The sequence below is a fragment of the Phycicoccus avicenniae genome (assembly GCF_050496545.1).
GTDB classification, from domain to species: domain Bacteria; phylum Actinomycetota; class Actinomycetes; order Actinomycetales; family Dermatophilaceae; genus Phycicoccus; species Phycicoccus avicenniae_A.
The window spans coordinates 86414-111514 of sequence record NZ_JBNVZV010000001.1 but is presented as its reverse complement, the minus strand read 5'-3'; the positions used below and the strand labels follow the sequence as shown (position 1 = coordinate 111514).

At 73.0% G+C, this 25101-nt stretch carries 24 protein-coding genes; 15 read left to right on the top strand and 9 right to left on the bottom strand.

Translation table 11 applies throughout. The annotated features are described in order from the left end of the window. Positions 1 to 59 precede the first annotated feature (59 nt). The 4 genes from ACQZ2A_RS00565 to ACQZ2A_RS00550 are packed head-to-tail and all read left to right on the top strand — an operon-like array spanning position 60 to position 3158. Positions 60 to 857 (top strand): prolipoprotein diacylglyceryl transferase, encoded by a 798-nt coding sequence (locus ACQZ2A_RS00565; protein ID WP_430206544.1) that lies wholly within the window; start codon positions 60 to 62, stop codon positions 855 to 857. Continuing rightward, positions 854 to 2446, top strand: a complete 1593-nt coding sequence (locus ACQZ2A_RS00560; protein WP_430206543.1) for a radical SAM protein — start codon at positions 854 to 856, stop codon at positions 2444 to 2446. The genes ACQZ2A_RS00565 and ACQZ2A_RS00560 overlap by 4 nt, the downstream gene beginning before the upstream one ends. Then, positions 2443 to 2754 carry a hypothetical protein gene (locus ACQZ2A_RS00555; RefSeq protein WP_430206542.1) on the top strand — a complete coding sequence of 104 codons (312 nt, stop codon included), beginning with the start codon at positions 2443 to 2445 and terminating at the stop codon, positions 2752 to 2754. Before ACQZ2A_RS00560 ends, ACQZ2A_RS00555 begins: the two co-directional genes overlap by 4 nt. Next, positions 2751 to 3158, top strand: a complete 408-nt coding sequence (locus tag ACQZ2A_RS00550; protein ID WP_430206541.1) for a hypothetical protein — start codon at positions 2751 to 2753, stop codon at positions 3156 to 3158. The genes ACQZ2A_RS00555 and ACQZ2A_RS00550 overlap by 4 nt, the downstream gene beginning before the upstream one ends. 13 nt (positions 3159 to 3171) lie before the next feature. Here ACQZ2A_RS00550 and ACQZ2A_RS00545 read toward each other — a convergent pair whose 3' ends face one another. Beyond that, complete coding sequence (locus tag ACQZ2A_RS00545; protein WP_430206540.1) at positions 3172 to 4038, bottom strand: PAC2 family protein; 867 nt, start codon at positions 4036 to 4038, stop codon at positions 3172 to 3174. Between the two features lie 59 nt (positions 4039 to 4097). On the opposite strand from ACQZ2A_RS00545, the gene ACQZ2A_RS00540 reads away from it, so the two are divergent. After that, entirely contained in the window at positions 4098 to 4763 is a 666-nt protein-coding gene (locus ACQZ2A_RS00540) for an HAD family hydrolase (RefSeq protein ID WP_430206539.1), read from the top strand. Here ACQZ2A_RS00540 and ACQZ2A_RS00535 read toward each other — a convergent pair. Beyond that, the gene (locus ACQZ2A_RS00535; protein WP_430206538.1) at positions 4746 to 5591 is read right to left on the bottom strand and encodes a RecB family exonuclease; all 846 of its coding nucleotides are present in this window, start codon (positions 5589 to 5591) and stop codon (positions 4746 to 4748) included. The genes ACQZ2A_RS00540 and ACQZ2A_RS00535 overlap by 18 nt on opposite strands. A gap of 76 nt (positions 5592 to 5667) precedes the next feature. Between ACQZ2A_RS00535 and ACQZ2A_RS00530 the strand changes: the two genes are divergently transcribed. Beyond that, positions 5668 to 6030, top strand: coding sequence for a hypothetical protein (locus tag ACQZ2A_RS00530; RefSeq protein WP_430206537.1), 363 nt, complete (start codon positions 5668 to 5670; stop codon positions 6028 to 6030). Between the two features lie 7 nt (positions 6031 to 6037). Here the strand turns inward: ACQZ2A_RS00530 and metH are convergent, their stop codons facing one another. Beyond that, positions 6038 to 9832: a methionine synthase gene (gene metH / locus ACQZ2A_RS00525; RefSeq protein ID WP_430206536.1), complete on the bottom strand. Its 3795-nt coding sequence runs from the start codon at positions 9830 to 9832 to the stop codon at positions 6038 to 6040. A 75-nt stretch (positions 9833 to 9907) separates the two neighbouring features. Here metH and ACQZ2A_RS00520 point away from each other — a divergent pair, with 75 nt between their 5' ends. The 3 genes from ACQZ2A_RS00520 to arc are packed head-to-tail and all read left to right on the top strand — an operon-like array spanning position 9908 to position 13770. After that, the gene (locus ACQZ2A_RS00520) at positions 9908 to 11005 is read left to right on the top strand and encodes a site-2 protease family protein (protein WP_430206535.1); all 1098 of its coding nucleotides are present in this window, start codon (positions 9908 to 9910) and stop codon (positions 11003 to 11005) included. Positions 11006 to 11015: 10 nt separating this feature from the next. Continuing rightward, positions 11016 to 11999: a tRNA (adenine-N1)-methyltransferase gene (locus tag ACQZ2A_RS00515; protein WP_430206534.1), complete on the top strand. Its 984-nt coding sequence runs from the start codon at positions 11016 to 11018 to the stop codon at positions 11997 to 11999. Between the two features lie 22 nt (positions 12000 to 12021). Then, a complete protein-coding gene (gene arc / locus ACQZ2A_RS00510; protein ID WP_430206533.1) occupies positions 12022 to 13770 on the top strand; it encodes a proteasome ATPase in 1749 nt (582 codons plus the stop codon). Between the two features lie 7 nt (positions 13771 to 13777). On the opposite strand, the gene asd is transcribed toward arc, so the two are convergent. Then, positions 13778 to 14629: an archaetidylserine decarboxylase gene (asd, locus tag ACQZ2A_RS00505; RefSeq protein ID WP_430206532.1), complete on the bottom strand. Its 852-nt coding sequence runs from the start codon at positions 14627 to 14629 to the stop codon at positions 13778 to 13780. A gap of 68 nt (positions 14630 to 14697) precedes the next feature. On the opposite strand from asd, the gene ACQZ2A_RS00500 reads away from it, so the two are divergent. After that, a complete protein-coding gene (locus ACQZ2A_RS00500; protein WP_430206531.1) occupies positions 14698 to 15591 on the top strand; it encodes an LLM class F420-dependent oxidoreductase in 894 nt (297 codons plus the stop codon). Between the two features lie 6 nt (positions 15592 to 15597). On the opposite strand, the gene ACQZ2A_RS00495 is transcribed toward ACQZ2A_RS00500, so the two are convergent. The 5 genes from ACQZ2A_RS00495 to ACQZ2A_RS00475 all read right to left on the bottom strand — a co-directional run bounded on the left by ACQZ2A_RS00495 (position 15598) and on the right by ACQZ2A_RS00475 (position 20202). Beyond that, positions 15598 to 16608 carry a peptidoglycan-binding protein gene (locus tag ACQZ2A_RS00495; RefSeq protein WP_430206530.1) on the bottom strand — a complete coding sequence of 337 codons (1011 nt, stop codon included), beginning with the start codon at positions 16606 to 16608 and terminating at the stop codon, positions 15598 to 15600. A 157-nt stretch (positions 16609 to 16765) separates the two neighbouring features. Next, positions 16766 to 17779, bottom strand: a complete 1014-nt coding sequence (locus ACQZ2A_RS00490) for a peptidoglycan-binding protein (RefSeq protein ID WP_430206529.1) — start codon at positions 17777 to 17779, stop codon at positions 16766 to 16768. A gap of 97 nt (positions 17780 to 17876) precedes the next feature. Then, the gene (locus tag ACQZ2A_RS00485) at positions 17877 to 18224 is read right to left on the bottom strand and encodes a DUF3054 domain-containing protein (protein WP_430206528.1); all 348 of its coding nucleotides are present in this window, start codon (positions 18222 to 18224) and stop codon (positions 17877 to 17879) included. After that, positions 18221 to 19213, bottom strand: a complete 993-nt coding sequence (locus ACQZ2A_RS00480) for a ribose-phosphate diphosphokinase (RefSeq protein ID WP_430206527.1) — start codon at positions 19211 to 19213, stop codon at positions 18221 to 18223. The genes ACQZ2A_RS00485 and ACQZ2A_RS00480 overlap by 4 nt, the downstream gene beginning before the upstream one ends. Before the next feature lie 5 nt (positions 19214 to 19218). Next, complete coding sequence (locus tag ACQZ2A_RS00475; protein WP_430206526.1) at positions 19219 to 20202, bottom strand: alpha/beta hydrolase; 984 nt, start codon at positions 20200 to 20202, stop codon at positions 19219 to 19221. Between the two features lie 20 nt (positions 20203 to 20222). Here ACQZ2A_RS00475 and dop point away from each other — a divergent pair, with 20 nt between their 5' ends. From dop to pafA, 5 genes are read left to right on the top strand one after another with little or no spacing between them, the layout of a single operon-like run. Next, positions 20223 to 21761 carry a depupylase/deamidase Dop gene (gene dop / locus ACQZ2A_RS00470; protein ID WP_430206525.1) on the top strand — a complete coding sequence of 513 codons (1539 nt, stop codon included), beginning with the start codon at positions 20223 to 20225 and terminating at the stop codon, positions 21759 to 21761. 34 nt (positions 21762 to 21795) lie between these two features. Continuing rightward, entirely contained in the window at positions 21796 to 21990 is a 195-nt protein-coding gene (locus ACQZ2A_RS00465) for a ubiquitin-like protein Pup (RefSeq protein ID WP_430206524.1), read from the top strand. Further along, positions 21987 to 22808 carry a proteasome subunit beta gene (gene prcB, locus ACQZ2A_RS00460; protein ID WP_430206523.1) on the top strand — a complete coding sequence of 274 codons (822 nt, stop codon included), beginning with the start codon at positions 21987 to 21989 and terminating at the stop codon, positions 22806 to 22808. The genes ACQZ2A_RS00465 and prcB overlap by 4 nt, the downstream gene beginning before the upstream one ends. Continuing rightward, on the top strand, positions 22805 to 23617 hold the full coding sequence (prcA, locus tag ACQZ2A_RS00455; RefSeq protein ID WP_430206522.1) for a proteasome subunit alpha: 813 nt from the start codon (positions 22805 to 22807) through the stop codon (positions 23615 to 23617). Before prcB ends, prcA begins: the two co-directional genes overlap by 4 nt. Continuing rightward, positions 23614 to 24993: a Pup--protein ligase gene (pafA, locus tag ACQZ2A_RS00450; protein ID WP_430206521.1), complete on the top strand. Its 1380-nt coding sequence runs from the start codon at positions 23614 to 23616 to the stop codon at positions 24991 to 24993. Before prcA ends, pafA begins: the two co-directional genes overlap by 4 nt. The last annotated feature ends 108 nt before the right edge of the window (positions 24994 to 25101 follow it).

Sequence of the window (25101 nt, the reverse complement as noted above, 5' to 3'; positions counted from 1 at the left end):
CGCCCGGCGCGCGTCCCGTCCCCCGGCAGGTCGCGCCCGCGGCTGGCATGCTGTGCCGCATGCTGCCGCTGCTGGGGCCGGTCCCCACCCACGACGCGTTCGTCGCCCTCGGTGCGCTCGTGGCGGCGGTGGTCTTCGTCCTCGAGGCGCGCCGGCGGGGGCACACCGACGAGCGGCTCTACGTCGTCGTCACGGCCGCCCTCGTGGGGGGCGCCCTGTTCATGCGCCTCGGCACGTGGCTGCAGCACGTCGACCTACGCGAGAACGCCTCACTGGCCGAGCAGTGGGCCTACGGCAACCGCAGCATCCTCGGCGGCCTCGTCGGGGCTTGGCTCGGGGTCCACGTCGGCAAGCGGCTGAGCGGCTACCGCCCGCGCACCGGTGACCTCTTCGCGCCCGCCATCGCGCTCGGGATGGCGGTCGGCCGGGTCGGGTGCCTCCTCACCGAGCGCCCGGGCACGCCCACCGGCGCCGGCTGGGGCATCCGTCTCGACGACGCCGCCGCAGCGCGGCTCGCTGCGCCCGCCGGGGTGCCGCTTCACCCCTCGTTCCTCTACGAGATCGCCTTCCACGTCGTGGTGTTCGCGGTGGTCTGGGCCTGGTTGCGGCACCGCCCGACCCCACCGGGTGAGCTGTTCGTGTGGTGGGTGGCCGCCTACGGCACCTTCCGCTTCCTCGTCGAGGAGGTCCGCGGCAACGAGGTGGTGTGGCACGGGCTGACCCGCCCGCAGCTCTTCCTCGCCGTCACGGTGCCGCTCGTGCTGCTGCGGATCGCGGTCCGGGCCAGGCGGGGAGACTACGCCGGGGTGTTCCGGGACGCGCCGCGCGCGCCGGTCGGCGCCGGGACGGTCGCGTGAGCACCGGGGGTCGGGGGAGCGGGATGCCGCTGCGCGGCGACCGCATCCACCGCTACGTCACCGCGTTCTGTCCGCTCTGCCACGAGGACTCGCCCGACCGGCCGCTCGAGGAGGTCGTGCGGCTCTCGGGCTGGCTCGTCGAGCGCGACGGCCGCATCTGGCTGGAGCGCGGGTGCACCCGCCACGGTCTCGTCCGGACGATGTACGACGAGTCCCCGCAGATCCTGTCCTACCTCGAGGAGTGGACGGCCCCGACCAAGGTGCACGCCCCGGACGTCGCCGGCAACTTCGCCCCCGTCCCGGCCGCCTACGCCGACGGGCTCCCCGAGATGCAGACGCAGCACACCTGCATCCTGCTCGAGGACCTGCTCGACCACTGCAACCTCAAGTGCCCGACCTGTTTCGCGGCCTCCGCCCCGGCGCTGGCCTCCGTGGCGCCGCTCGCCGATGTGCTGGCCTCGATGGACGCCCGCCTCGAGCGCGAGAACGGCAGGCTCGACGTCCTCATGCTCAGCGGCGGCGAACCGACGCTGTACCCGCACCTGGCCGAGCTGCTCGACGAAGTCGCGCGCCGGCCGGTCGTGCGGGTGCTCCTCAACACCAACGGCCTGCTCGTGGCGAGCGACGACGAGCTCCTGGCCCTGCTCCGCCGGCACCGCGAGCGGGTCGAGGTCTACCTGCAGTACGACGGCGAGTCCGCCCAGGCCTCGGCCCACCACCGCGGTGCGGACCTGAGGCGCATCAAGGACCGTGCGCTGCAGCGGCTCTCGGAGGCCGAGGTCTTCACCACCCTGACGATGACGGCCGCCCTCGGCGTCAACGACGGCGAGATCGGCGCGGTCATCGACCGGGCGATGGCCACCCCCTACGTCGGGGGCGTCAGCATCCAGCCGGTGTTCGGGTCCGGGCGCAGCGCCGGGCTCGACCCGACGGACCGTCTCACGCACACCGGCGTGCTGGCGCGCCTCGAGGAGCAGACGCAGGGACGGGTCACCTGGCGCGACCTCACGGCGCTGCCCTGCTCGCACCCCCACTGCTGCTCGGTGGGCTACCTCCTGCGCGACGACTCCGGCCGCTGGGTCTCGCTCGTGTCCGTGATCGGGCACGAGCGGCTCAAGCAGTGGCTCGACCTCGAGCCCGACCTGCTCGCCAACCGGATCGCCGACGACACCATCCCGCAGCAGCTGCGCGGCGTCGTGAAGTCCTCTCTCCTGGACCTGCTCTCGGAGCAGTCCTCGCTCTCGCACCCGTCGATGGCCGACATCTGGCGCGACATCTGCACCCACTGCGACCTCGGGCTCGGCACGCTGGCCACGCTGGCCTCGTCGCGGCTGCCCGGCCGCCACGAGCGGCTGCGGCGGCTGCTCGGGGAGCGGGTGCTGCGGGTCACCGTCAAGCCGTTCATGGACATGAACACGATGATCGAGGAGCGGCTCGTGCAGTGCTGCGTCCACGTCGCCACCGTCAACGAGGACTCCGGCGGCCACCAGTGCGCACCCTTCTGCGCCGTCCAGGCGTGGGCACCGTTGTCCCGCAGCCGGTTGTCCACGGCCACCGGGGCCCGTGAGCTCCCGCTGGTGGCCCGGTGAGCACCCCCGCGCGCGACCCGCGGCAGGTGGACACCCCGCACGCGGGCGTCGCCGGCCACGGCGCCCTCGACGTCAGCGACCCGCTCCGCCTGTGCGTCCTCGCAACGGTCTCGCTGCTCGGGTGGCTCCTCGGGCCCTTCGCCGTCCTCGTCTTCGCCGGGATGGGAGCCGCCGGGTACCTCTCCGCCCGGCGGGCCGGCCTGCTGCGCTCGCGGTGCAAGCTCGGGGACACCCGGCTCGTCATCGCCTACCTCGTCGCCGTGGCCGCCGTGGCCACGGTCTTCGCCGTGAGGACGGTCACCGGATGAGCACACCCCCGTCGCCCCCACCGCCCCCGCCCGGCCCGCCTCCGGGCCTGCCCCCCGGACCGCCGGGACCGTCGGCCCCCTACGGCGCGCCGCCCCCGCCGGGCCCGCGCCGCGGGATGTCGAACAAGGGGCTCTTCTGGATCGGCGTGGTCGTCGGTGTCTTCGGCGCGCCGGCTCTGGCCATCGGGCTGCTCGTCCTCCTCGCAGTCGTGTCCGGCTCCTCCGACGGGCCGAGCGTCGCCCTGCAGCTCCTCGTCGTCTTCGTTCCGGTCGCCCTCGTCGCGGCCGCCCTGGTCTACCGCCGCTCCCGATGGGTCGCGCTCGGGGCGCTGGCCGGGGGAGCCGTCGTGCTCATCGTGCTCGGCGGGGCGTGCATCGCCCTGATCAGCGGGCTCGGCCAGTGAGCCGCCTGCGGCGTCAGACCGGGCCGGGGGTCCCGGGCTCGTCGGTGCCCCGACGCCGCAGGTAGCGCTCGAACTCCTTGGCGATGGCGTCGCCGCTCGCCTCGGGGAGCTCGGCGGTGTCCTGGGCCTCCTCGAGGCTCTCGACGTACTCGGCGACCTCGGTGTCGGACTCCGCGAGCTCGTTGATGCCGCGCTCCCAGGCGCGGGCGTCCTCGTCGAGCTCGCCGTGCTCGATCGGCGCGTCGAGCAGCTCCTCGAGCCGGCCGACCAGGGCGAGCGTGGCCTTGGGCGAGGGGGAGTGGCCGGCGTAGTGCGGCACCGCCGCCCAGCAGGAGACCGACGGGATGCCGACCTGGCCCGCGGCGTCCGCGAGCACCCCGACGATGCCGGTGGGGCCCTCGTAGCCGCTGGGCTCGAGGTCGTACCGGTGACGGGTGTCCTCGGTGTCGGACGTCGCCGAGATCGGGATCGGCCGCGAGTGCGCGACGTCGGCCATCAGCGCGCCGAGCGTGACGACCATCGAGACGTCTGTGGCCTCGGCGAGCTCCATCAGCTCGACGGCGAAGGCCCGCCAGCGGAAGGACGGCTCGACCCCCTGGACGAGGACGACGTCGCGGCCGAGCGAGGTGTCGCGGGCCACGAGGACGCGCGTGGTGCGCCAGCTGATGCGGCGCTTGCCGCCCTCGGACACCACCCGCGGCCGGTTGACCTGGAAGTCGTAGTAGTCCTCGGGGTCGAGGGCGGCCACGACGTCGGCGTCCCAGACCTCGGCGAGGTGCTCGATGACGGCGCTGGCCGCCTCCCCGGCGTCGTTCCAGCCCTCGAAGGCGGCGATCATCACGGGGTCGCGCAGCTCGCCGATGTCCTCGAGCTCGATCACGGGGCGTCCTCCTCGGGCCGGTCAGGACTCCACCCTACGGCTCGTTAGGCTGCTGACCCATGAGCCTCCCCGCAGCCGTGCTCTGGGACATGGACGGCACGCTCGTCGACACCGAGCCCTACTGGATCGACGCCGAACGGGCCATCGTCGCCGAGCACGGCGGGACGTGGGACGACGCGTTCGCCCATGAGCTCGTCGGCAACGACCTCATGGTCTCGGCGGCCTTCATCCGCGAGCACTCACCCATCACCTGGGAGCCGGAGCGGATCGTCGACGAGCTGCTCGCGCGGGTCGTCGTCCAGGTGCGCGAGCACGTGCCCTGGCGGCCCGGAGCCCGCGAGCTGCTCGCCGCCCTCGGTGAGGCCGGCGTGCCCAACGCGCTCGTGACGATGTCGTGGCGGGTGCTCGCCGACGCGGTGCTCTCCGCGCTGCCCGAGGGCGCGTTCACCGTCGTCGTCACCGGCGACGAGGTCGAGCACGGCAAGCCGCACCCCGAGCCGTACCACGCCGCCGCGCGCCTGCTGGGGGTCGAGCCGGGGCGGTGCGTGGCCATCGAGGACAGCCCGACCGGCGTGCGCTCGGCCGTGGCGGCCGGGGTGCCGACCCTCGCCGTGCCGCACGTCGTGCCCGTGCCACCGACGGAGGGCGCGGTGCAGGTCAGCGGGCTGGCCGGGATGACCCCGCAGGGGCTCGCCGAGGCCGTGGAGTCACTCGTCGTCGGGTGAGGCCTCGCCGGAGCGCGCGGGGTCGAGGGCGATGAGCCCGGCGCCCTCGGGGAGCGGCGGGGGCGTGCCGCCCCACTCGGGGCAGTACTCGCGGAAGTCGCACCAGTCGCAGAGCCTGGAGGTGCGCGGCCGCCAGTCACCGGTCTGGGCGGCGCGCACGACGGCGTCCCAGATGGCCCGCACGTTGCGCTCGATGGCCCGCAGGTCGCGCTCGTCCGGGACGTAGCGGACGACCTCGCCGTTGCCGAGGTAGACCAGCTGGAGCATCTTGGGCACCTCGCCGTGGAGGCGCCACAGCACGAGGGCGTAGAACTTCATCTGGAAGAGGGCCTTGGCCTCGAACAGCTCGCTGGGGGAGCGGCCGGTCTTGTAGTCGACCACGCGCATCGAGCCGTCGGGGGCGACGTCGAGGCGGTCGACGTAGCCGCGCAGCGTCAGCCCCTCGATCTCGGTCTCGACGTAGAGTTCGCGGGCGGCCGGCTCGAGGCGCGTGGGGTCCTCGAGGTCGAACCACTGCTCGACGAGGGTGCGGGCGCCGGCGAACCAGGCCTCCTCGGTGAGCTGCTCGTCGTCGGCGAGCATCGTCGCGAGCTCGGGGCGCTCCTCGACGAGAGCACGCCACCGCGGCTCGAGGAGCGCGGTGGCGGCGGCCGGCGTGCGCTCGGCGGCGGGGAGCTCGAAGAGGTGCTCGAGCACGGCGTGGACGAGGGTGCCGCGGGCGGCGGCGGGGGACGGCGGACCCTCGAGCTTGTCGATCGTCCGGAAGCGGAACAGCAGCGGGCACTGCTTGAAGTCCGCGGCGCGGCTCGGGGACAGGGCGGGGGTCATGGCGCCCACGGTAGGCGCCGGCGCCGACACCACCGAGCCGCCACCCCGGGGGACGCGGGAGCGCTACCCTCGCCCCGTGACGAGACCGGTGGTCGTGGGGATGGTCGTCGCGGCGGGGGTGGCGGTGGCGGGGTGCTCGAGCGCACCGACCCAGGAGGAGTCGCGGGCCGCGTCGATCGCACTGTCTTCTCCGGGCGGGGGCGGCACGACGCTCGGACCGTGCCTGGAGGCCGCCGGGTACGACGTCGACCCCGACACGCTGGCCGGCAGCGCCGAGCGCAAGGACGTGACCTTCTCCACCGGCACGCAGAAGGCCTACACCCTCACCGTCACGGGGCCGGAGGACATCGACCTCGTCGTCCTCTACGACCGGGCGACGACCCTGCCGGACGGCCCGAGGGCCGAGGCGGTGCTCGAGAAGGTCGGCTGCGCCCCCTGACCCGGCCTCAGTCCTCCGGGGTGTAGCCGAGGTTCGGGCCGAGCCAGCGCTCGGCGGTGCGCAGGTCCCAGCCCTTGCGCGCGGCGTAGTCCTCGACCTGGTCGCGCCCGAGCCGGCCGACCACGAAGTACTGGCTCTCGGGGTGCGAGAAGTACCAGCCGGAGACCGACGCGCCCGGCCACATCGCCATCGACTCGGTGAGCTTGACGCCCGTGCGCTCCTCGCCGCCGAGGAGCGCCATCAGCGTCTCCTTCTCGGTGTGGTCCGGGCAGGCGGGATAGCCCGGCGCCGGGCGCACGCCCTGGTACTTCTCGGCGATGAGGGCGCTGTTCTCGAGCCGCTCGTCGGCCGCGTAGCCCCAGAGGTCGGTGCGGACCCGCTGGTGCAGCCGCTCGGCGAAGGCCTCGGCCAGCCGGTCCGCGAGCGCCTCGAGCATGATGGCCGAGTAGTCGTCGAGGTCGTCCTTGAAGGCCTGGAGCCGGTCCTCGAGCCCGAGCCCCGACGTCACCGAGAACGCACCCACGTGGTCGGCGATGCCGGTCTCCTTCGGCGCGACGAAGTCCGACAGGCACTTGTTGGCGACGCCCTCGCGGTGGCGGCCCTGCTGGCGCAGCCCGTGCAGCGTGGTCAGCACGGAGGTGCGGTCCTCGTCGGCGTAGACCTCGAGGTCGTCGCCGACCGAGCTCGCCGGGAAGATGCCGACGACACCGCGCGGGTGGAACCAGCGCTCGCGCTCGGCGCGGTCGAGCATCCGCTGGGCGTCGTTGAAGAGCTTGCGCGCGACCTCGGACGTCGTCGGGTTGTTGAGGACGTCGGGGTAGCGGCCGCGGACCTCCCACGCGAGGAAGAACGGTGTCCAGTCGATGTACTCGCGCAGGTCGGCGACCGGGTAGTCCTCCCAGACGCGGGTGAACTGGTGTGCGGCGCGGCGCCATTTCGACCCCCGGGGAGCCGACCACTGGTCGCCCTCCTGGTGGGCGAGCAGGTGCGGGCGCATGGGCCGGTAGCCGGACCAGTCGATGGCCGGCGCGTTGGCGCGCGCCTCGGTCAGGGTGGTCAAGGGCCGCTCGCCGGACTTGGCCGCGTGCCGCTTCCGCAGCTCGGCGTACTCGTCGGCCACGCCCGAGACGAACGGGTCGCGCTGGGTGTCGGACAGCAGCTGGCTGACGACCGGCACCGAACGCGAGGCGTCCTTGACCCACACGACCGGCCCGGAGTAGCGCTCGTCCACCTTGACGGCGGTGTGCGCCTTCGAGGTCGTGGCCCCGCCGAGCAGCAGCGGCACCTCGAAGCCCTGCCGCTCCATCTCGGCGGCGACCTGGACCATCTCGTCGAGACTGGGGGTGATCAGGCCGGACAGGCCGATGACGTCGGCCTTCTCCTCGCGGGCGGTGTCGAGGATCTTCTGGAGCGGCACCATGACGCCGAGGTCGACGACGTCGTAGTTGTTGCACTGGAGCACGACCCCGACGATGTTCTTGCCGATGTCGTGGACGTCGCCCTTGACCGTCGCGGTGACGACCTTGCCCTTGGGCTTCGCCCGCGCCGCCTCGTCCTTGTCGGCCTCGATGTACGGCACGAGGTGGGCGACGGCCTTCTTCATCACGCGTGCCGACTTCACGACCTGGGGCAGGAACATCTTCCCGGAGCCGAAGAGGTCGCCGACGACGTTCATGCCGTCCATCAGCGGACCCTCGATGACCTCGAGCGGCCGGCCCCCGGCCTCGGCGATCTCCTGGCGCAGCGCCTCGGTGTCGTCGACGACGTGGTCGTCGATGCCCTTCACGAGGGAGTGCGTGATGCGCTCGCGCAGCGGCAGCCCGCGCCACTCCTCGGTGGCGGCCTCGGCGACCTGGCCGTCGGAGCGGAACTCCTCGGCGAGCTCGAGGAGCTTCTCGGTGGCGGCCGTGGGGTCGTCGAGCCGGTTGAGCACGACGTCCTCGATGGCGTCGCGCAGCCGCTCGTCGACGGTGTCGTACGGCACGAGGGCGCCGGCGTTGACGATGCCCATGTCCATGCCCGCGCGGATCGCGTGGTAGAGGAACACCGCGTGGATGGCCTCGCGCACGGCGTTGTTGCCGCGGAAGCTGAACGAGACGTTCGAGACGCCGCCCGAGATGAGCGCGTGCGGCAGGTTCTCGCTGATCCAGCGCGCCGCCTCGATGAAGTCCGTTCCGTACGAGGCGTGTTCCTCGATGCCGGTGGCCACGGCGAAGATGTTCGGGTCGAAGATGATGTCCTCGGCGGGGAAGCCGACCTCGTCGACGAGCAGCCGGTAGGCCCGCTCGCAGATCTCCTTGCGCCGCTCGAGCGTGTCGGCCTGGCCCTGCTCGTCGAAGGCCATGACCACGACCGCGGCACCGTGCTTGCGGGCCAGGCGCGCGTGGTCGAGGAAGGGCTCGACGCCCTCCTTCATCGAGATCGAGTTGATGATCGCCTTGCCCTGGGTGACCTTGAGGCCGGCCTCGATGACCTCCCACTTGCTGGAGTCGACCATCAGCGGCACGCGGCAGATGTCGGGCTCGGACGCGATGAGCTTGAGGAAGCGGTCCATCGCCGCGACGCCGTCGATCATCCCCTCGTCCATGTTGACGTCGATGACCTGCGCGCCCGACTCGACCTGCTGGCGGGCCACCGACAGGGCAGTCGGGTAGTCCTCCTCCTGGATGAGCCGGCGGAAGCGGGCCGACCCGGTGATGTTGGTGCGCTCGCCGACGTTGACGAACAGGCTGTCGGCGGTGACGACGAGGGGCTCGAGGCCGGCGAGGCGCAGCGCCGGCGCGACGTCGGCCGGGGTGCGGGGGGTGCCGCCAGCGGCCGCGGCGGCGATGGCCGCGATGTGCTCGGGCGTGGTGCCGCAGCAGCCGCCGACGACGTTGACCAGCCCGGCGGAGGCGAACTCGCCGACGACCTCGGCCATCGCCTCCGGACCCTCGTCGTACTCGCCGAACGCGTTCGGCAGACCGGCGTTCGGGTGGGCGGTGACGAAGCAGTCGGCGATGCGGGACAGCTCGGCGACGTAGGGCCGCAGGTCCTTGGCCCCGAGCGCGCAGTTGAGGCCGACGGCCAGCGGGCGCGCGTGCCGGATCGAGTACCAGAACGCCTCGGTGACCTGGCCGGAGAGCGTGCGGCCCGAGGCATCGGTGATGGTGCCCGAGATCATCACCGGCCAGCGGCGCCCGTGCTCCTCGAAGAGGGTCTCGAGGGCGAAGATCGCGGCCTTGGCGTTGAGCGTGTCGAAGATCGTCTCGACGAGCAGCACGTCGGAGCCACCGTCGACGAGGCCGCGGGCCTGCTCGAGGTAGGCCCCGGCCAGCTCGTCGAAGGAGGTGTTCCGGGCCCCGGGGTCGTTGACGTCGGGGGAGATCGAGGCGGTGCGGTTCGTCGGCCCGAGGGTGCCGAGCACCCAGCGCGGACGGCCCGTTCGCCCCTCGACCGCATCGCACGCCGCCCGGGCCAGCTGCGCCGCGGCGAGGTTCATCTCGTAGGCGAGCTCCTCCATCCCGTAGTCCGCGAGCGAGATCCGCTGGGCGTTGAAGGTGTTGGTCTCGACGAGGTCGGCCCCGGCCTCGAGGTAGGCCTCGTGGATCTCGCGGATGACGTCCGGCTGCGTGAGCGAGAGGAGGTCGTTGTTGCCGCGCAGGTCGCTCGGGTGGTCGGCGAACCGCTCGCCCCGGTAGTCGGCCTCGGAGAGCTGGCGGCCCTGGATCATCGTGCCCATCGCGCCGTCGAGGACGAGGACGCGCTCGCGGAGCGCGCTGGTCAGGGCATCGGTGGCATCGGGCCGGTGCTGGGCGCTCACGGGGGTGCTCGGGTCCTCTCGAGGGCTGGGGGGCAAGGGATCAGTATGCCGTCCGGCTCGCGTAGGGTCGGCGCCATGTCCACGTCCCCTCCGGCGCCGACGGGGGCGCTGCGCATCGCCAGCGTGGCTGGCGTGCCCGTGTACCTCGAGCGGACGTGGCTCCTGCTCGCGGCGTTGTTCGCCTACACCGGCTTCCAGTCCGGGCAGGGGCGCGGCACGGAGATCGCCGTGGCCTTCGCCGCGTGGAACGTCCTGTCGATCTTCGTCGCCGTCGTCGGCCACGAGGTCGGGCACGCACTGACCGCCCGCGGGCTCGGGTTCCGGGTGCACCAGGTCGTCGCGACGGTCTGGGGCGGGCACACCTCGTACGACGCCACCGGCGCGACCCCGGGCCGCAGCGCCCTCGTCGCGCTGAGCGGGCCGCTGGTCAACGTCGTCCTGTCGGTCGCGGGCTTCGCCGTCGCCTACTCCTCCGGCGGCCTGACCTCCGACCTCGCGTGGTACTTCGGCCTCCTCAACGCCCTGCTCGCCGTCTTCAACCTGCTGCCGGGCCTTCCGCTCGACGGCGGCGCGGCGGTGCAGTCCCTCGTCTGGGCGGTCAGCGGACGCCGGGACCTCGGGCTCGTCGTCGCGGGCTGGGTCGGCCGGGTCGTCGCCGTCGCCGTGCCGGTCCTCCTCATCGGCGGGCCGTACCTGCTCTCGGGGCGGCCGGACCTCTTCCAGACCCTCGTCGGGCTGCTCATGGCCTGGGTCCTGTGGTCCGGCGCCACCGCCGCCATCCGCCGGGCCAACCTCGAGCGGGTCCTCGACACCGTGCGGGTCGCGGACGTCGCCGAGCGGGCGGTGGTCCTCGACCGCGCCACCCCGCTCGAGGTCGCCCGGACCGCACCGGGGTTCGTCGTCTGCCTGGACGACGATTCGCGCCCGACCCTCGTCCTCGGCCTCGTCCCCGACGGCGTCCCGCCCGCCACCCCGGTCGACGCCCTGGTCACGCGGGTCCCCGACGCGAACGTCGTCGAGGCCGAGCCGGAGGCCCTCGTCGGACCGGTGCTGCGGGCGATGACCGTGACGGGGGTGGGCCTCGTCGTGCTGACCCGCGGCGGGGCGCCGTGGGGCGTGGCCCTCGCCTCGGCGGTCGACGCCGCGTCGAAGCGGGTCCGGTCCCGCACCTAGACTCCCGCCCATGACCGCCACCGGAGCCGAGCGCCGCCGCGGCCCCTTCACCGAGGGCGACCGCGTCCAGCTCACCGACCCCAAGGGCCGGCTGCACACGATCACCCTCGCCCCGGGCAAGCAGTTCCACACGCACCGCGGGCACATCGCCCACGACGACCTCATCGGCAGCCCCGACGGCTCGACCATCACGAACACCGCCGGCGTCGAGTACCTGGCGCTGCGCCCGCTGCTCGCCGACTGGGTGATGTCGATGCCGCGTGGCGCCGCCGTCGTCTACCCCAAGGACGCGGGCCAGATCGTGATGATGGCCGACGTCTTCCCCGGCGCCGTCGTCGTCGAGGCGGGCGTAGGGTCCGGCGCGCTCTCGATGTCGCTGCTGCGCGCGGTCGGGGAGCACGGGCGGCTGCACTCCTTCGAGCGCCGCGAGGACTTCGCGGCCATCGCCCGGGCCAACGCCCGCGAGTTCTTCGGCGGCGACCACCCGGCCTGGACCGTGCAGGTCGGCGACCTCGTCGAGTCCCTGCCCGCGGCGGTCGAGCCCGGCTCGGTCGACCGCGTCGTCCTCGACATGCTCGCGCCCTGGGAGTGCCTCGACGTCGTGTCCGAGGCGCTCGTGCCGGGCGGGCTGCTCATCTGCTACGTCGCCACGGCCACCCAGCTCTCCAAGGTCGCCGAGGCGATGCGCGACCACAACACCTTCACCGAGCCCCAGGCGTGGGAGTCGCTCGTGCGCGGCTGGCACCTCGAGGGGCTCGCGGTCCGCCCGCAGCACCGGATGCACGGCCACACCGGCTTCCTCATCACGACCCGGCGGCTGGCGCCCGGCACCACCCCGCCGCTGCGCAAGCGCCGTCCCGGGCGCGGCTACGTGACCAGCGAGGAGGCCACCGAGGCCGACTGGACCCCCGAGAACGTGGGGGAGCGGGTGCCCTCGGAGAAGAGGGTTCGTAAGGTGCACCGTTCGGTGGTCGGATCCTCCGACCCGCAGTGACCCCGGAGAGTTACGGTGGAGCATGAGCACCGACGAGCCCCGTGGCCGGGAGGGCAAGCGCGAACGCCTGGAGGCGGAGCGGCAGGCCCTCGAGTCCGAGCTCGCCGCGCTGCGCTCGCGCGGTGAGGCGAGCCCGGCCCAGATCCGCTCCCTCGAGCGCGACCTCGCCCAGCTGAGGTCGCAGGCCGCCACGCTCTCCGCCCAGAACGAGCGACTGGTCCGGACGCTCCGCGACGCGCGCGAGCAGATCGTCACCCTCAAGTCCGAGGTCGACCGCCTCGCCCAGCCCCCGGCGGCGTACGGCACGGTCATCGAGATGTTCGAGGACGGCACCGCCGACATCCTCACCTCCGGCCGCAAGATGCACGTCGCGGTCAGCCCCTCCATCGAGACCGCCGACCTCGCGCCCGGCCGCGAGGTCATGCTCAACGAGGCGATGAACGTCGTCGCGGCCCACGGCTTCGAGACCGTCGGCGAGGTCGTCCTCTGCAAGGAGGTCCTCGAGGACGGCCGCGTGCTCGTCGTCGCCCAGGCCGACGAGGAGCGGGTGTGCCGGGTGGCCGCCTCGCTGGCGGACGAGAAGGTCCGCGCCGGCGACGCCCTGCTCCTCGAGCCGCGCTCCGGCTTCGTCTTCGAGCGGATCCCCAAGGCCGAGGTCGCCGACCTCGTGCTCGAGGAGGTCCCCGACATCGGCTACGAGGACATCGGTGGCCTCAGCGGCCAGATCGAGGCCATCCGCGACGCCGTCGAGCTGCCGTACCTGCACGCCGACCTGTACGTCGAGCACGAGCTGAAGCCCCCGAAGGGCGTCCTGCTCTACGGCCCGCCCGGCTGCGGCAAGACGATGATCGCCAAGGCGGTCGCGGCGTCGCTGGCGCGCAAGGTCGCCGAGAAGGAGGGCCGCGACCCCGGCAAGTCCTTCTTCCTCAACATCAAGGGCCCCGAGCTGCTCAACAAGTACGTCGGCGAGACCGAGCGGCACATCCGGCTGATCTTCCAGCGGGCCCGCGAGAAGTCGAGCGAGGGCTACCCCGTCGTCGTGTTCTTCGACGAGATGGAGTCGCTGTTCCGCACCCGCGGCTCGGGCGTCTCCTCCGACGTCGAGACCACGATCGTGCCGCAGCTGCTCGCCGAGATCGACGGTGTCGAGGGGCTCGAGAACGTCATCGTCATCGGCGCCTCGAACCGCGAGGACATGATCGACCCCGCCATCCTGCGGCCCGGGCGCCTCGACGTGAAGATCAAGATCGAGCGCCCGGACGGCGAGGCCGCCCGCGACATCTTCGCCAAGTACCTCACCGCGTCGCTGCCGCTGCACCCGGACGACCTCGAGCAGAACGGCGGCTCGGAGGCCTCCACGGTCGAGGCGATGATCGACGCCGTCGTCCTGCGCATGTACTCCGAGGAGGAGGAGAACCGCTTCCTCGAGGTCACCTACGCCGGCGGCGACAAGGAGATCCTGTACTTCAAGGACTTCAACTCCGGCGCGATGATCCAGAACATCGTCGACCGGGCGAAGAAGATGGCCATCAAGGACCTCCTCGACACCGGCCAGCGCGGCCTGCGCGTCGAGCACCTCCTGCAGTCCTGCACCGACGAGTTCCGTGAGAACGAGGACCTGCCGAACACGACGAACCCCGACGACTGGGCGCGCATCTCCGGCAAGAAGGGCGAGCGGATCGTCTACATCCGCACGCTCATCAAGACCAAGGAGGGCACCGAGCCCGGCAAGTCGATCACCACGGTCGCCAACACCGGCCAGTACCTCTGAGGCCGGGTCAGGCGCCCCCGGCCGGGGACCCGATCCGCTGACCCATCCGCACGGTGGCGCCGACCTCCAGGGGGTCGATGCTCCCCGCCTCGGGGGAGCAGACCAGCACGACGGTCGAGCCGAACTCGAAGTGCCCCACCGGCCCTCCGGCCTCGACGGGATGCGGCGACGGGTAGGAGCGGTGCTCCACCCGACGGCGTCGGGCGTTCGTGTGCAGGTGGTCGTCGAAGGCGAGCCGCGTCATCCCGACCATCGTGGCGCCCACCGGCACGAGGGCCAGCCACCCGCCGCCGGGGGCCTCCAGGCGCAGCACGATCCGCTCGTTGCGGGCGAAGAGGTCGGCCACGTTGGCCACCGCCGCGGCGTTCACCGGCCACAGGTCGCCGGGCACGTAGGTGGCCGCCGTGACGTGGCCGGTGAGGGGCGCGTGGATGCGGTGGTAGTCCCGCGGCGACAGGTACAGGGTCGTGTAGGTGCCGCCGTCGAAGACGGCCGCGAACTCCCGGTCGGCGAGCAGGGCGGCCAGGGAGTAGTCGTGCCCCTTGGCCTGGACCAGCGTGTCGGCGGACACCGGGCCGTACGCGCCGACGGTGGCGTCGACGGGGGAGACGAGGGCGCCGGGCGCGATCGGGCGCAGCCCGGGCCGCAGGGTCCGCGTGAAGAACGCGTTGAGGGTGGCGTACTCCTCGAGCGGGGCGGCCGCCTCGGCCGGGTCGGCGCCGACGAGGCGGCTGAAGGTCCCGTGCACCCGCGCCCTCCAGCGCACCGGGACGCGCCGCTCGGCGAGCCATCCCGCCCCCCGGCTCAGGGCGTGCTTGGGCAGCACCGACAGCAGGGCGATGAGCAGTCGTCCGGGCACGCCGACAACGTAACAAGCGCTGCGTCCTCTCCGGGCCCACGCGCCCCCGGGCGGGCGAGGATGGCCCCATGAGACTCGGGCTCCAGGTCAGCAGGTTCGCGTTCGAGGGTGCACCGGCGTCGACCGGTGCGACGTGGTGGGCGGTGGCCCGCGACGCCGACCAGGCCGGGCTGGCCTCGCTGTGGGTCATGGACCACTGGTTCCAGATGGCGATGGTCGGCGACCCGGGCGAGGACATGCTCGAGGGCTACACGACCCTTTCCCACGCCGCGGCGGTCACCGAGCGGATCGAGCTCGGCACCCTCGTCACGGGTGTCACCTACCGGCACCCGGGCCTGCTGCTGAAGACGGTGACCACGCTCGACGTGCTCTCCGGCGGCCGGGCCTGGCTGGGGATCGGCGCGGGCTGGTACGAGGAGGAGCACGTCGGCCTCGGCGTGCCGTTCCCCTCGACGGGCGAACGCTTCGAGCTGCTCGAGGACACCCTCGAGCTGGCCCACCGGATGTTCGCCGACGACGACAGCCGGTTCGAGGGTCGCGTCGTCACCGCCGAGCGCCCGCTGAACCACCCGCAGCCGGTCCGGCGCCCGCCCATCATGGTCGGCGGTGGCGGAGAGCGGAAGACGCTGCGGCTGGTCGCGCAGTACGCCGACGCCTGCAACCTCTTCGACACCGGTCTCGGCCCCGAGGGCATCCCGCGCAAGCTCGACGTCCTGGGCGGCCACTGCGAGGACGTCGGCCGGGACTACGACGAGATCTCGAAGACCTGCCTCGCGCGGCTGACGATGGACACCGGGGCGCCGCTGCCCGAGGGGGTGCACGGCCACTCCGTCGAGGAGGCCGTCCACCGGCTCGGCCGGCTGGGCGAGGCCGGTATCGACCACGTCATCTGCTCGATGGCCAACACGACCGACCACGCGGCGTACGACCTCGTGGCGGAGGTCGTGAGCCGCGTGGCGTGAGGCCGGTCAGGCCTCGAGGGCCTGCCAGGTGTCCGAGCCGACGACGCCGTCCACGACGAGCTTGCGCGAGGACTGGAAGGACCGCACCGCGCTGTCGGTGCCGGAGCCGAACGCCCCGTCGACCGACACCGCGAAACCCTTGGCGGACAGGCAGGTCTGCACGGCGCGCACCGCGTCACCGGACGAGCCCGACTGCACCGTGACGACGAGGGCGGTCCACGTGTTGGTGCCGACGATGCCGTCCGCCGTCAGGCCGCGCGAGGACTGGAAGGCGCGCACCGCGCTGTCGGTGCCCGAGCCGAACACGCCGTCGACGGTGAGCGACTGCCCGCGCGCCCGCAGGAGGTACTGGGCCGTCGTCACCCGGAACCCGCTGCTGCCGCTGCGGACGGTCGTCCAGGCGATGGGCTCCGGGTCCGGCGTGCCGCCGCCGCCACCGAGCGACGCGGCCAGCGTGGCGAGGCGCGAGTCGCCCGGCGGCACGTTGATCTCGAAGTGCATCTCGTCCTTGCGGCCCGAGTAGTCACCACCCCAGCGGACCACGCCGTTGCAGCGCGAGAGGATGGTCCGGATGGCCGAGACCTGCGCCGCGGTGAAGGTGCCCGATGCGCCGAGCGGGTGGTCCGGGGCGTTGACGTCGATCGCCGTCCCGCTCGCGTGGTTCGACAGCGTCGCGCTGCCCGAGATCTCCCGGTAGTTGTGGCCCCAGCAGCCGGGCGAGTAGAGCGCCTCGACGGTCGAGTTCACCTGCTGCGCCACGTAGCGGAGCACCGTGTAGACGTCCCCGGTGCGCACCCCGGCCGGGAAGGTGGCCGCGCCGACCGCCAGGCTCGCGAGCGGCACTTGGCTCGACGTGCCCGCCGGCCACCCGTTCTGCGACGTCGCGGCCAGCGCCTGCTGGGCCGTGGCGACCCCGACGCCGCCCGCGACGAACAACCCACCGGCCCCACGGATCAGCGTCCGGCGGCCGAGCTGACGGGTGCTGCGGGTGGGGGTGCTGGCGTGGTCGTCGCACATGGTGGGGTGCTCCTTCGGGGGCAACGGACGGGGACACGGACCCGTTCGACGCTAGGAGCGGCCCTCGCCCGTCGCCACCGGAAGTGGCCCGCCCGCGGGGGTGCAGGGCCCCCGCGGGCGGTGTCCTCGCAGGTCAGGAGGGGTGGGTAAAACTTCCTCAAAGAGTGAGTCGGGCCCACGTGCGCTGGCCCACGACGCCGTCGGCGGTGAGCGAGGCGGACCGCTGGTACGCGAGCGCCGCGGACCGGGTGCCCGCGCCGAAGATGCCGTCGGCGGCCAGACGATGGCCCCGCGCGGTGAGGGCCTTCTGGGCCGCGACGACGGCCTGGCCCCGGCTGCCCTGCTGGACCGTGACGACGAGCGCCGCCCAGGTGCGCGCCCCCACGACTCCGTCGGCGGCCAGCCCCTTCCCGCGCTGGAACGCGACGACGGCGGCCTTCGTGCCGGCGCCGAAGATGCCGTCGGCGGTGAGGCGTGCCCCTCGGTGGCGCAGCAGGTGCTGGACCGCGGTGACCCGGAACCCCGTCGAGCCCTGGCGCACCGTCGACCAGGTGGTGGCCGGCGGGGTGCTCCCGCCCCCGCCACCGCCGATGCGCTTCACGAGGGCCGCGAGCCGGGCGTCGCCCGGCCGCACGTCGATCTCGAAGTGCATCTCGTCCTTGCGGCCCGAGTAGTCCCCGCCCCAGCGGACCACCCCGTCGCAGTCGGCGAGGATGGCGTGGATGCGCGAGCGCTGCGCGGCGCTGAAGGTGCCCGCCTTCCCCAGCGGGTGGCGAGGGGCGTTGCAGTCGATCGCTGTGCCGCTGGAGTGGTTCGACAGCGTGCTCGCCCCGCGGATCGGACGGTAGGCGTGGCCCCAGCACCACCCGGAGACCAGCCGCTCGACCTCACGGTCGTAGCGCCGGACAACGTACCCGAGGACCGTGGCCACCTGGCCGCTGCGGACGCCGGCCGGGAAGGTCGCGGCGCCGACGGTCAGCCGGGTCAGCGGCACGCTCGAGGAGCTGCCGGCCGGCCAGCCGTTCTGCGAGGTGGCCGCTGCCGCACCCTCCGCGCCGACGGCGAGCACGCCACCGGCGAGCACCATCCCGCCCGCCCCGCGGACGAGCGCCCGGCGTCCCGGCCTCCCCGCCCGGTCGCTCTCGGACGTCGGACCGTGGTGCTCGCACATGGTGCCCCCGTGGGTGATGGCGCGGGCCTCTCCCGCACGCGAGCCGACCGTAGGAGCCGGGCGCGTGCGGGGTCGATGGGGAGGACTACCCTCCGGCTCAGCCGAGGAGGCGGGCGACGAGCCGCCAGCCGAGCAGCAGCACCGAGAGCACGACCGTGGCGACGACCACGAAGCTCGGCGCCGTGCCCTGCGCGGCCAGGGCGCGCAGACCCATCCCGACGACGACCGTGAGGACGACGACCACGACGCCGTAGCCGAGCGTGCGCGGGCCGCCGTCGAGGGTGATGCCGGCGACGAGCCATCCGGCCGCCGTGCCGACGAGGAAGGGGAGGGCGGTGCGCAGGACACCGGCGACGTCGAGGCCCTCGGCGTGCGAGCGCCGCCCCACGGCGGCGAAGACGACGACGAGCAGGACGTCGAGGACCGCCGGCAGCAGCCGGCTCACCCGCCCACCCCGTCGAAGAGCGAGCGCTGGCGGGGCGGGGCGTGCGTGGGGTCGACGCCGTCGAACAGGCTGGAGACCGACTCGCCCTCGTGGATCCGCTTGATCGCCTCGGCGAAGAGGCCGGCGACCGAGCGCACCCGCAGCGCCGGCCATCCCGCCGGCGCCGGGACGGTGTCGGTGGTAACGACCTCGCGGATCATCGGGTGCGTGCTCAGCCGCTCGACGGCCTTCCCGGCGAACAGCCCGTGCGTGCACGCGACGGACGCCTCGGTGACCCCGCGCTCGGCGAGCCGGTCCATCAGCTCGACGATGCTGCCGCCGGTCGCGATCTCGTCGTCGAGGACGATGGCCCGCTTGCCCTCGACGTCACCGACGATGGAGTCGATGACGACGCGGTCGTCCCCGAGGCGCTTCTTGGAGCCCGCCGCCACCGGCAGGCCGAGCAGCCGCGAGAACTGCGTGGCGTCCTTGGCGTTGCCGAGGTCGGGGGAGACCACGACGGTGTCCTCGAGGTCGTGCTCCCGGAAGTGGTCGGCGAGCACGCCGAGCGAGGTGAGGTGGTCGACGGGCATCGAGAAGAACCCGTGCACCTGCGGGGCGTGGAGGTTCATCGTGATGACGCGGTCGACCCCGGCGGTTGCGATGAGGTCGGCGACCAGCTTGCCGCCCAACGAGATCCGCGAGGCGTCCTTCTTGTCGGAGCGCGCGTAGGCGAAGTGGGGGATGACCGCGGTGACCATGGCGGCGGAGGCACCGCGGGCCGCGTCGACCATGAGCAGCAGCTCCATCAGCGCGTCCTGCGTGGGTGCCACCAGCGGCTGGACGATGTAGACGTCGCGCTGGCGGCAGTTGGCCAGCAGCTGGGCCTGGAGGCAGTCGTTGCTGAAGCGGCTGGTGACCGACTGCGACAGCGGGACGCCGAGGGCGTCGCAGATGCGGTGGGCGAGCTCGCGGTGTGCGGAGCCGGAGAAGACCACGATCTCGCGCATGGGCGTCAGCGTATCGGGCCGGTGAGGGCGCGGGAGAGCTCGGTCACCAGCTCGGCCTGCTGCATCCGGCCCACCGGTGTCGCGCCCGGGAAGGACGCGAAGCCATGGGGGACCCGGAGGTAGTTGGTGAGCCGGGTCGGCACCCCGGCGGCCTCGAGCGCCCGGGCGTACCGGATGCCGTCGTCGCGGATGGGGTCCAGGTCGGCGGTCTGCACCAGCGCCGGCGGCAGGCCGGCCAGGTCGCCCCACAGCGGCGAGACGAGCGGGTCGCGCGGGTCCTCGCCGGGCGGGAGGTAGTGGTCGCGGAAGGCGTCGACCGAGCGCCGGCTGAGGACCGGGGCGTTCGCGTGCTCGTCGAGCGAGGGCGAGGCCATCGTCAGGTCGGTGGCGGGGTAGAGCAGGGCCTGGTGGCGCAGGTTCGTCATCCCGTGGTCGCGCAGGACCTGGGCGACCACGGCCGCGAGGTTGCCGCCGGCCGAGTCGCCGGCGACGGCCATCCGCGTGGTGTCCGCGCGCAGCACGTCGCCGTGGGCCGCCACCCACGTCGTCGCGTCGACGCAGTCGAGGGCGGCGACGGGCGCGCGGTGCTCGGGGGCCATCCGGTAGTCGACCGAGACGACCACCGCGCCCACCCGGGACGCGATCAGCGTGCAGATCGCGTCGTAGTCGACGACGTTGCCCCACACCCAGCCCCCACCGTGGAACCACAGGACGACCGGGACGTCGGCGCGCGAGTCCGGGAGGGAGCGCGGGCGGTAGATGCGCAGCGGGATCTCGTGGTCGTCGCGGGCCGGAGCCGTGCCGAAGGTGATGCCGACCGCCGGGTCGACGGTGCCGAGGACCCGGTCGAGCACCGCGTTCCGCGGCCGCACCCTGGTGCGCGCCTGCTGGATGCCGTCGAGGTCGAGGTCCTCGACCGGTGGGCGCCCGAGGTCGGCGACGAGGCTCACGAGCGTGGTCAGGGGGGACATCCCGCGGTAGCTGCGCACGGCGTCAGTATCGTCGAGCCATGACCGTGCGCCGGGTGATGGGGATCGAGACCGAGTACGGGATCGTCGTCCCCGGTGACCCGGCGGCCAACCCGATGGTCGCCTCGGGCGACGTGGTCACCGCCTACGCCACCTCGCGCGGCATCCGCCCGGCCCGGGCCAGCTGGGACTACGCCGACGAGGCCCCGCTGCGGGACGCGCGCGGCTTCGACATGGGCCGCGACCGGGCGCACCCGAGCCAGCTCACCCACGAGGTCGACGACCCGACGCTGGCGAACGTCGTCCTCACCAACGGCGCCCGGCTCTACGTCGACCACGCCCACCCCGAGTACAGCTCGCCCGAGGTCACCACCCCGCGCGACGCCGTCACCTGGGACCGCGCCGGCGAGCTCGTGATGCGCGAGGCCGTCGCCCGGCTGGCCACCGTGCCGCCCGGCGTCAACCTCTACAAGAACAACGCCGACGGCAAGGGCGTCTCCTACGGCACGCACGAGAACTACCTGATGTCGCGGGCCACGCCGTTCGCCTCGGTCGTGCGCCACCTCACGCCGTTCTTCGTCGCCCGCCAGGTGATGTGCGGTAGCGGCCGCGTCGGCATCGGCGTCGACTCGCGGACGCCGGGCTACCAGATCGCCCAGCGCAGTGACTTCTTCGAGGTGGAGGTCGGCCTCGAGACCACGCTCAAGCGGCCGATCATCAACACCCGCGACGAGCCGCACGCCGTCGCCGACAAGTACCGGCGCCTGCACGTGATCATCGGCGACTGCAACCACGCCGATGTCGCCAACCTCCTGAAGATGGGCACCACCTCGCTCGTCCTCGCGATGATCGAGGCCGACGCGGTGGGCCCCGACCTCACCGTCCGGCGCCCGGTCGCGACGCTCCACGACGTGTCCCACGACCCGACCCTGCGGACCCGCCTCGAGCTGGCCGACGGGCGCCGGATGACCGCCGTCGAGCTCTTGTGGGAGTACCACGACCGCGCGGCCCGGTTCCTCGACGAGCGGTACGGGGGCTCGCCCGACGAGGACACGACCGAGGTCATGCACTGGTGGTCCGTCGTGCTCGACAAGCTGGGACGGGACCCGATGGAGGCCCGGCGCGAGGTCGACTGGGTCGCCAAGCTCGCCGTCCTCGAGGGCTACCGCGAGCGGGACTCCCTCGGCTGGGGCGACCCCCGGCTCAAGGCCGTCGACCTCCAGTGGTCCGACGTGCGGGCCGACCGCGGTCTGGCGCACCGGCTGGCCGCCACGGGCCGACTCGAGGTGCTCGTCGACGAGGCGGACGTGGTGCGGGCCGTCACCGAGCCACCGGCCGACACGCGGGCGTGGTTCCGCGGCACCTGCCTCGCGCGCTTCCCCGACGACGTCGTCGCGGCGTCGTGGGACTCGGTGATCTTCGACGTCGCGGGGCAGCGGATGCTCCAGCGGGTGCCGATGCTCGAGCCGTTGCGGGGCACCGAGGCCGGGGTCGGCGACATCGTCCGCTCGGCCCCCGACGCCGCCTCCCTCCTGCGCGCCCTCGCCACCGCCGACGACCAGGGCGGTCCGTCCGACTAGGCTCGGGGCAGACGACGACCCGAGGAGGGTGACCATGGCCGGTCAGGAGCAGATCAAGCCCCAGCGGCGCGACGGCGAGCCGGACGACGGTGGCGCCCCGGAGCCGGGCCCGGCGGCGGCCACGGCGCAGGTCAGCGAGATCGACGACATCCTCGACGAGATCGACGGCGTCCTCGAGTCCAACGCCGAGGAGTTCGTCCGCGGGTTCGTCCAGAAGGGCGGCCAGTGACCGCACGCGACGGGTCCGGTCGGCTCCCGGCGGCCTACCTCGCCACGGGGTCGTCCTCGTTCACCGAGTTCCTCTCCGCGCACGACCCGGGCCTGCTGCCCTCGCGCCGGCCGCTGCCCGCGGGCGGGGCGCTCGAGGCGCCGCACGGAACGACGATCGTCACCGTCACGTACGACGGCGGGGTCGTCATGGCCGGGGACCGCCGCGCCACGATGGGCAACATCATCGCCAACCGCGACATGGAGAAGGTGTTCGCCACCGACGAGTTCAGCCTCGTCGGCATCGCGGGCACGGCCGGGCTGGCCATCGAGCTGGTCCGCCTCTTCCAGGTCGAGCTCGAGCACTACGAGAAGATCGAGGGCACGCTGATGTCCCTCGAGGGCAAGGCCAACCGGCTGGCCTCGATGATCCGCGGCAACCTCGGGATGGCGATGCAGGGCCTGGCGGTCGTGCCGATGTTCGCCGGGTTCGACCTCGAGGAGGGCCGAGGCCGGATCTTCTCCTACGACGTCACGGGCGGCTGCTACGAGGAGCACGACCACCACAGCGTGGGCTCCGGCTCGCTCTTCGCGCGGGGGGCCCTCAAGAAGCTGTACCGCCGGGGGATGGGGCGGGCCGACGCGGTGCGCATCGCCGTCGAGGCGCTCTACGACGCCGCCGACGACGACTCCGCCACCGGCGGCCCGGACGTCGGGCGCCGCATCTGGCCCACGGTCGGGGTCGTCGACCCGGAGGGCGCGCGCTTCGTGCCCGAGGACGACATCGCGCCGGTGGTCGACGCCATCATCGCCGAGCGGTCCGAGGGGGGTGCCCGATGAGCGCCGGGATGCCGTTCTACGTCTCGCCCGAGCAGCTGATGAAGGACCGGGCGGACTTCGCGCGCAAGGGGATCGCGCGCGGCCGCTCGGTCGTCGTCGTGCAGTACGACGGCGGCATCGCGTTCGTCGCCGAGAACCCCAGCCGCGCCCTGCACAAGGTCTCCGAGATCTACGACCGCATCGCCTTCGCCGCGGTCGGCAAGTACAACGAGTTCGAGAACCTCCGGGTGGCGGGCGTGCGCTACGCCGACCTGCGCGGCTACTCCTACGACCGCTCCGACGTCACCGCCCGCGGGCTGGCCAACGCCTACGCGCAGACCCTCGGCACGGTCTTCACCCAGGAGTCCAAGCCCTACGAGGTCGAGATCGTCGTCGCCGAGGTCGGGGCCACCCCGGAGGGCGACCAGGTCTACCGGCTCACCTACGACGGCTCCGTGGCCGACGAGCAGGGCTTCGTGGCGATGGGCGGGGGAGCCGAGCAGATCGAGGCCGGCCTCCAGGAGTCCTGGCGCCCCGGGATGCACCTCGGCGAGGTCCTCGCGCTGTGCGTCCGGCTCCTCGGCGCCGACCCGAACGGCGGCGAGGCCCGTTCGCTGGCGCCCGAGCAGCTCGAGGTGGCCGTCCTCGACCGCCACCGCCCGCGCCGGCGCTTCCGCCGGGTCCACGGCGACCTCCTGGCCCGGCTGCTCAGCACCGACGACCCCACGGCCGACGTCCCCGTCGGCGAGGACGACACCGACTCGGCCCGCAGCGCGAGCACCAACCCGCAGACCCAGCGGCCCGAGACGGACGGCGGCACGCAGGCGTGAGCACCCGGGGGACGCGGCGCATCTTCGGGATCGAGAACGAGTACGGCATCACCTGCTCGACCGCCGGTCAGCGCACGCTGACGCCCGACGAGGTGGCGCGCTACCTCTTCCGCAAGGTCGTGGCCTGGGGGCGCTCGAGCAACGTCTTCCTCACCAACGGCAGCCGCCTCTACCTCGACGTCGGTTCCCACCCCGAGTACGCGACCGCCGAGTGCGACACCGTGCGGGGCGTCGTCACCCACGACCGCGCGGGGGAGCGGATCGTCGAGGGACTCGTCGCCGACGCCCAGCAGCGGCTGCGCGAGGACGGCGTGGCGGGCGACATCTACGTCTTCAAGAACAACACCGACTCCGCCGGCAACAGCTACGGCTGCCACGAGAACTACCTCGTCACCCGAGCGGGGGAGTTCCAGACCCTCTCCGAGACGCTGCTGCCGTTCCTCATCAGCCGCCAGCTCACCTGCGGCGCAGGCAAGCTCGTGACGACCAGCAAGGGCGCCTCGTACGCCCTCAGCCAGCGGGCCGACCACATCTGGGAGGGCGTGTCCTCCGCCACCACCCGCAGCCGCCCGATCATCAACACCCGCGACGAGCCGCACGCCGACGCCGAGCACTACCGCCGTCTCCACGTCATCGTCGGCGACTCGAACATGGCCGAGCCGACCACCATGCTCAAGGTCGGGTCGGCCGACCTCGTCCTGCGGATGATCGAGGCCGGCGTCGTCATGCGCGACCTCACCCTGGAGAACCCGATCCGGGCGATCCGCGAGATCTCGCACGACATGACCGGCCGCCGCACCGTGCGGCTCGCCAACGGCCGTGAGCTCTCGGCCCTGGACCTCCAGCGCCAGTACCACGCCAAGGCCGCCGAGTTCGTCGCCCGCGAGGGAGCCACCGACCCCCTGCACGAGCGGGTGCTCGATCTGTGGGACCGCACTCTCACCGCCGTCGAGACCGGTGACCTCGGGCTCGTCGGCACCGAGATCGACTGGGTCATCAAGTACCGGCTGCTCGACGAGTACGCGTCGAAGCACGGGCTCGACCTCGACCACCCGCGGCTGGCCCAGATCGACCTCGCGTACCACGACATCGACCGCAGCCGGGGTCTGTACTACCTGCTCCAGAAGCGGGGGCGCATCGCGCGCGTCGTCTCCGACCCCGAGGTGTTCGAGGCCAAGGTGCGCCCGCCGCAGACCACGCGGGCCAAGCTGCGCGGCGACTTCATCCGCGCCGCGCAGGCGAACCGCCGCGACTTCACCGTCGACTGGGTGCACCTCAAGCTCAACGACCAGGCCCAGCGCACCGTGCTCTGCAAGGACCCGTTCCTCGCCGAGGACGCCCGCGTCGACCGGCTCATCGAGGGCATGACGGCCTGAGGGCTCAGGCTGCTCCCAGCCTCCGATGTCAGCGTTCGGAGGGTCCGCGGTTATCGTGGACAGTCGTCCACGTCGCCCTCCGGCGCCCCCGACCGAAGGTTTGCTCAC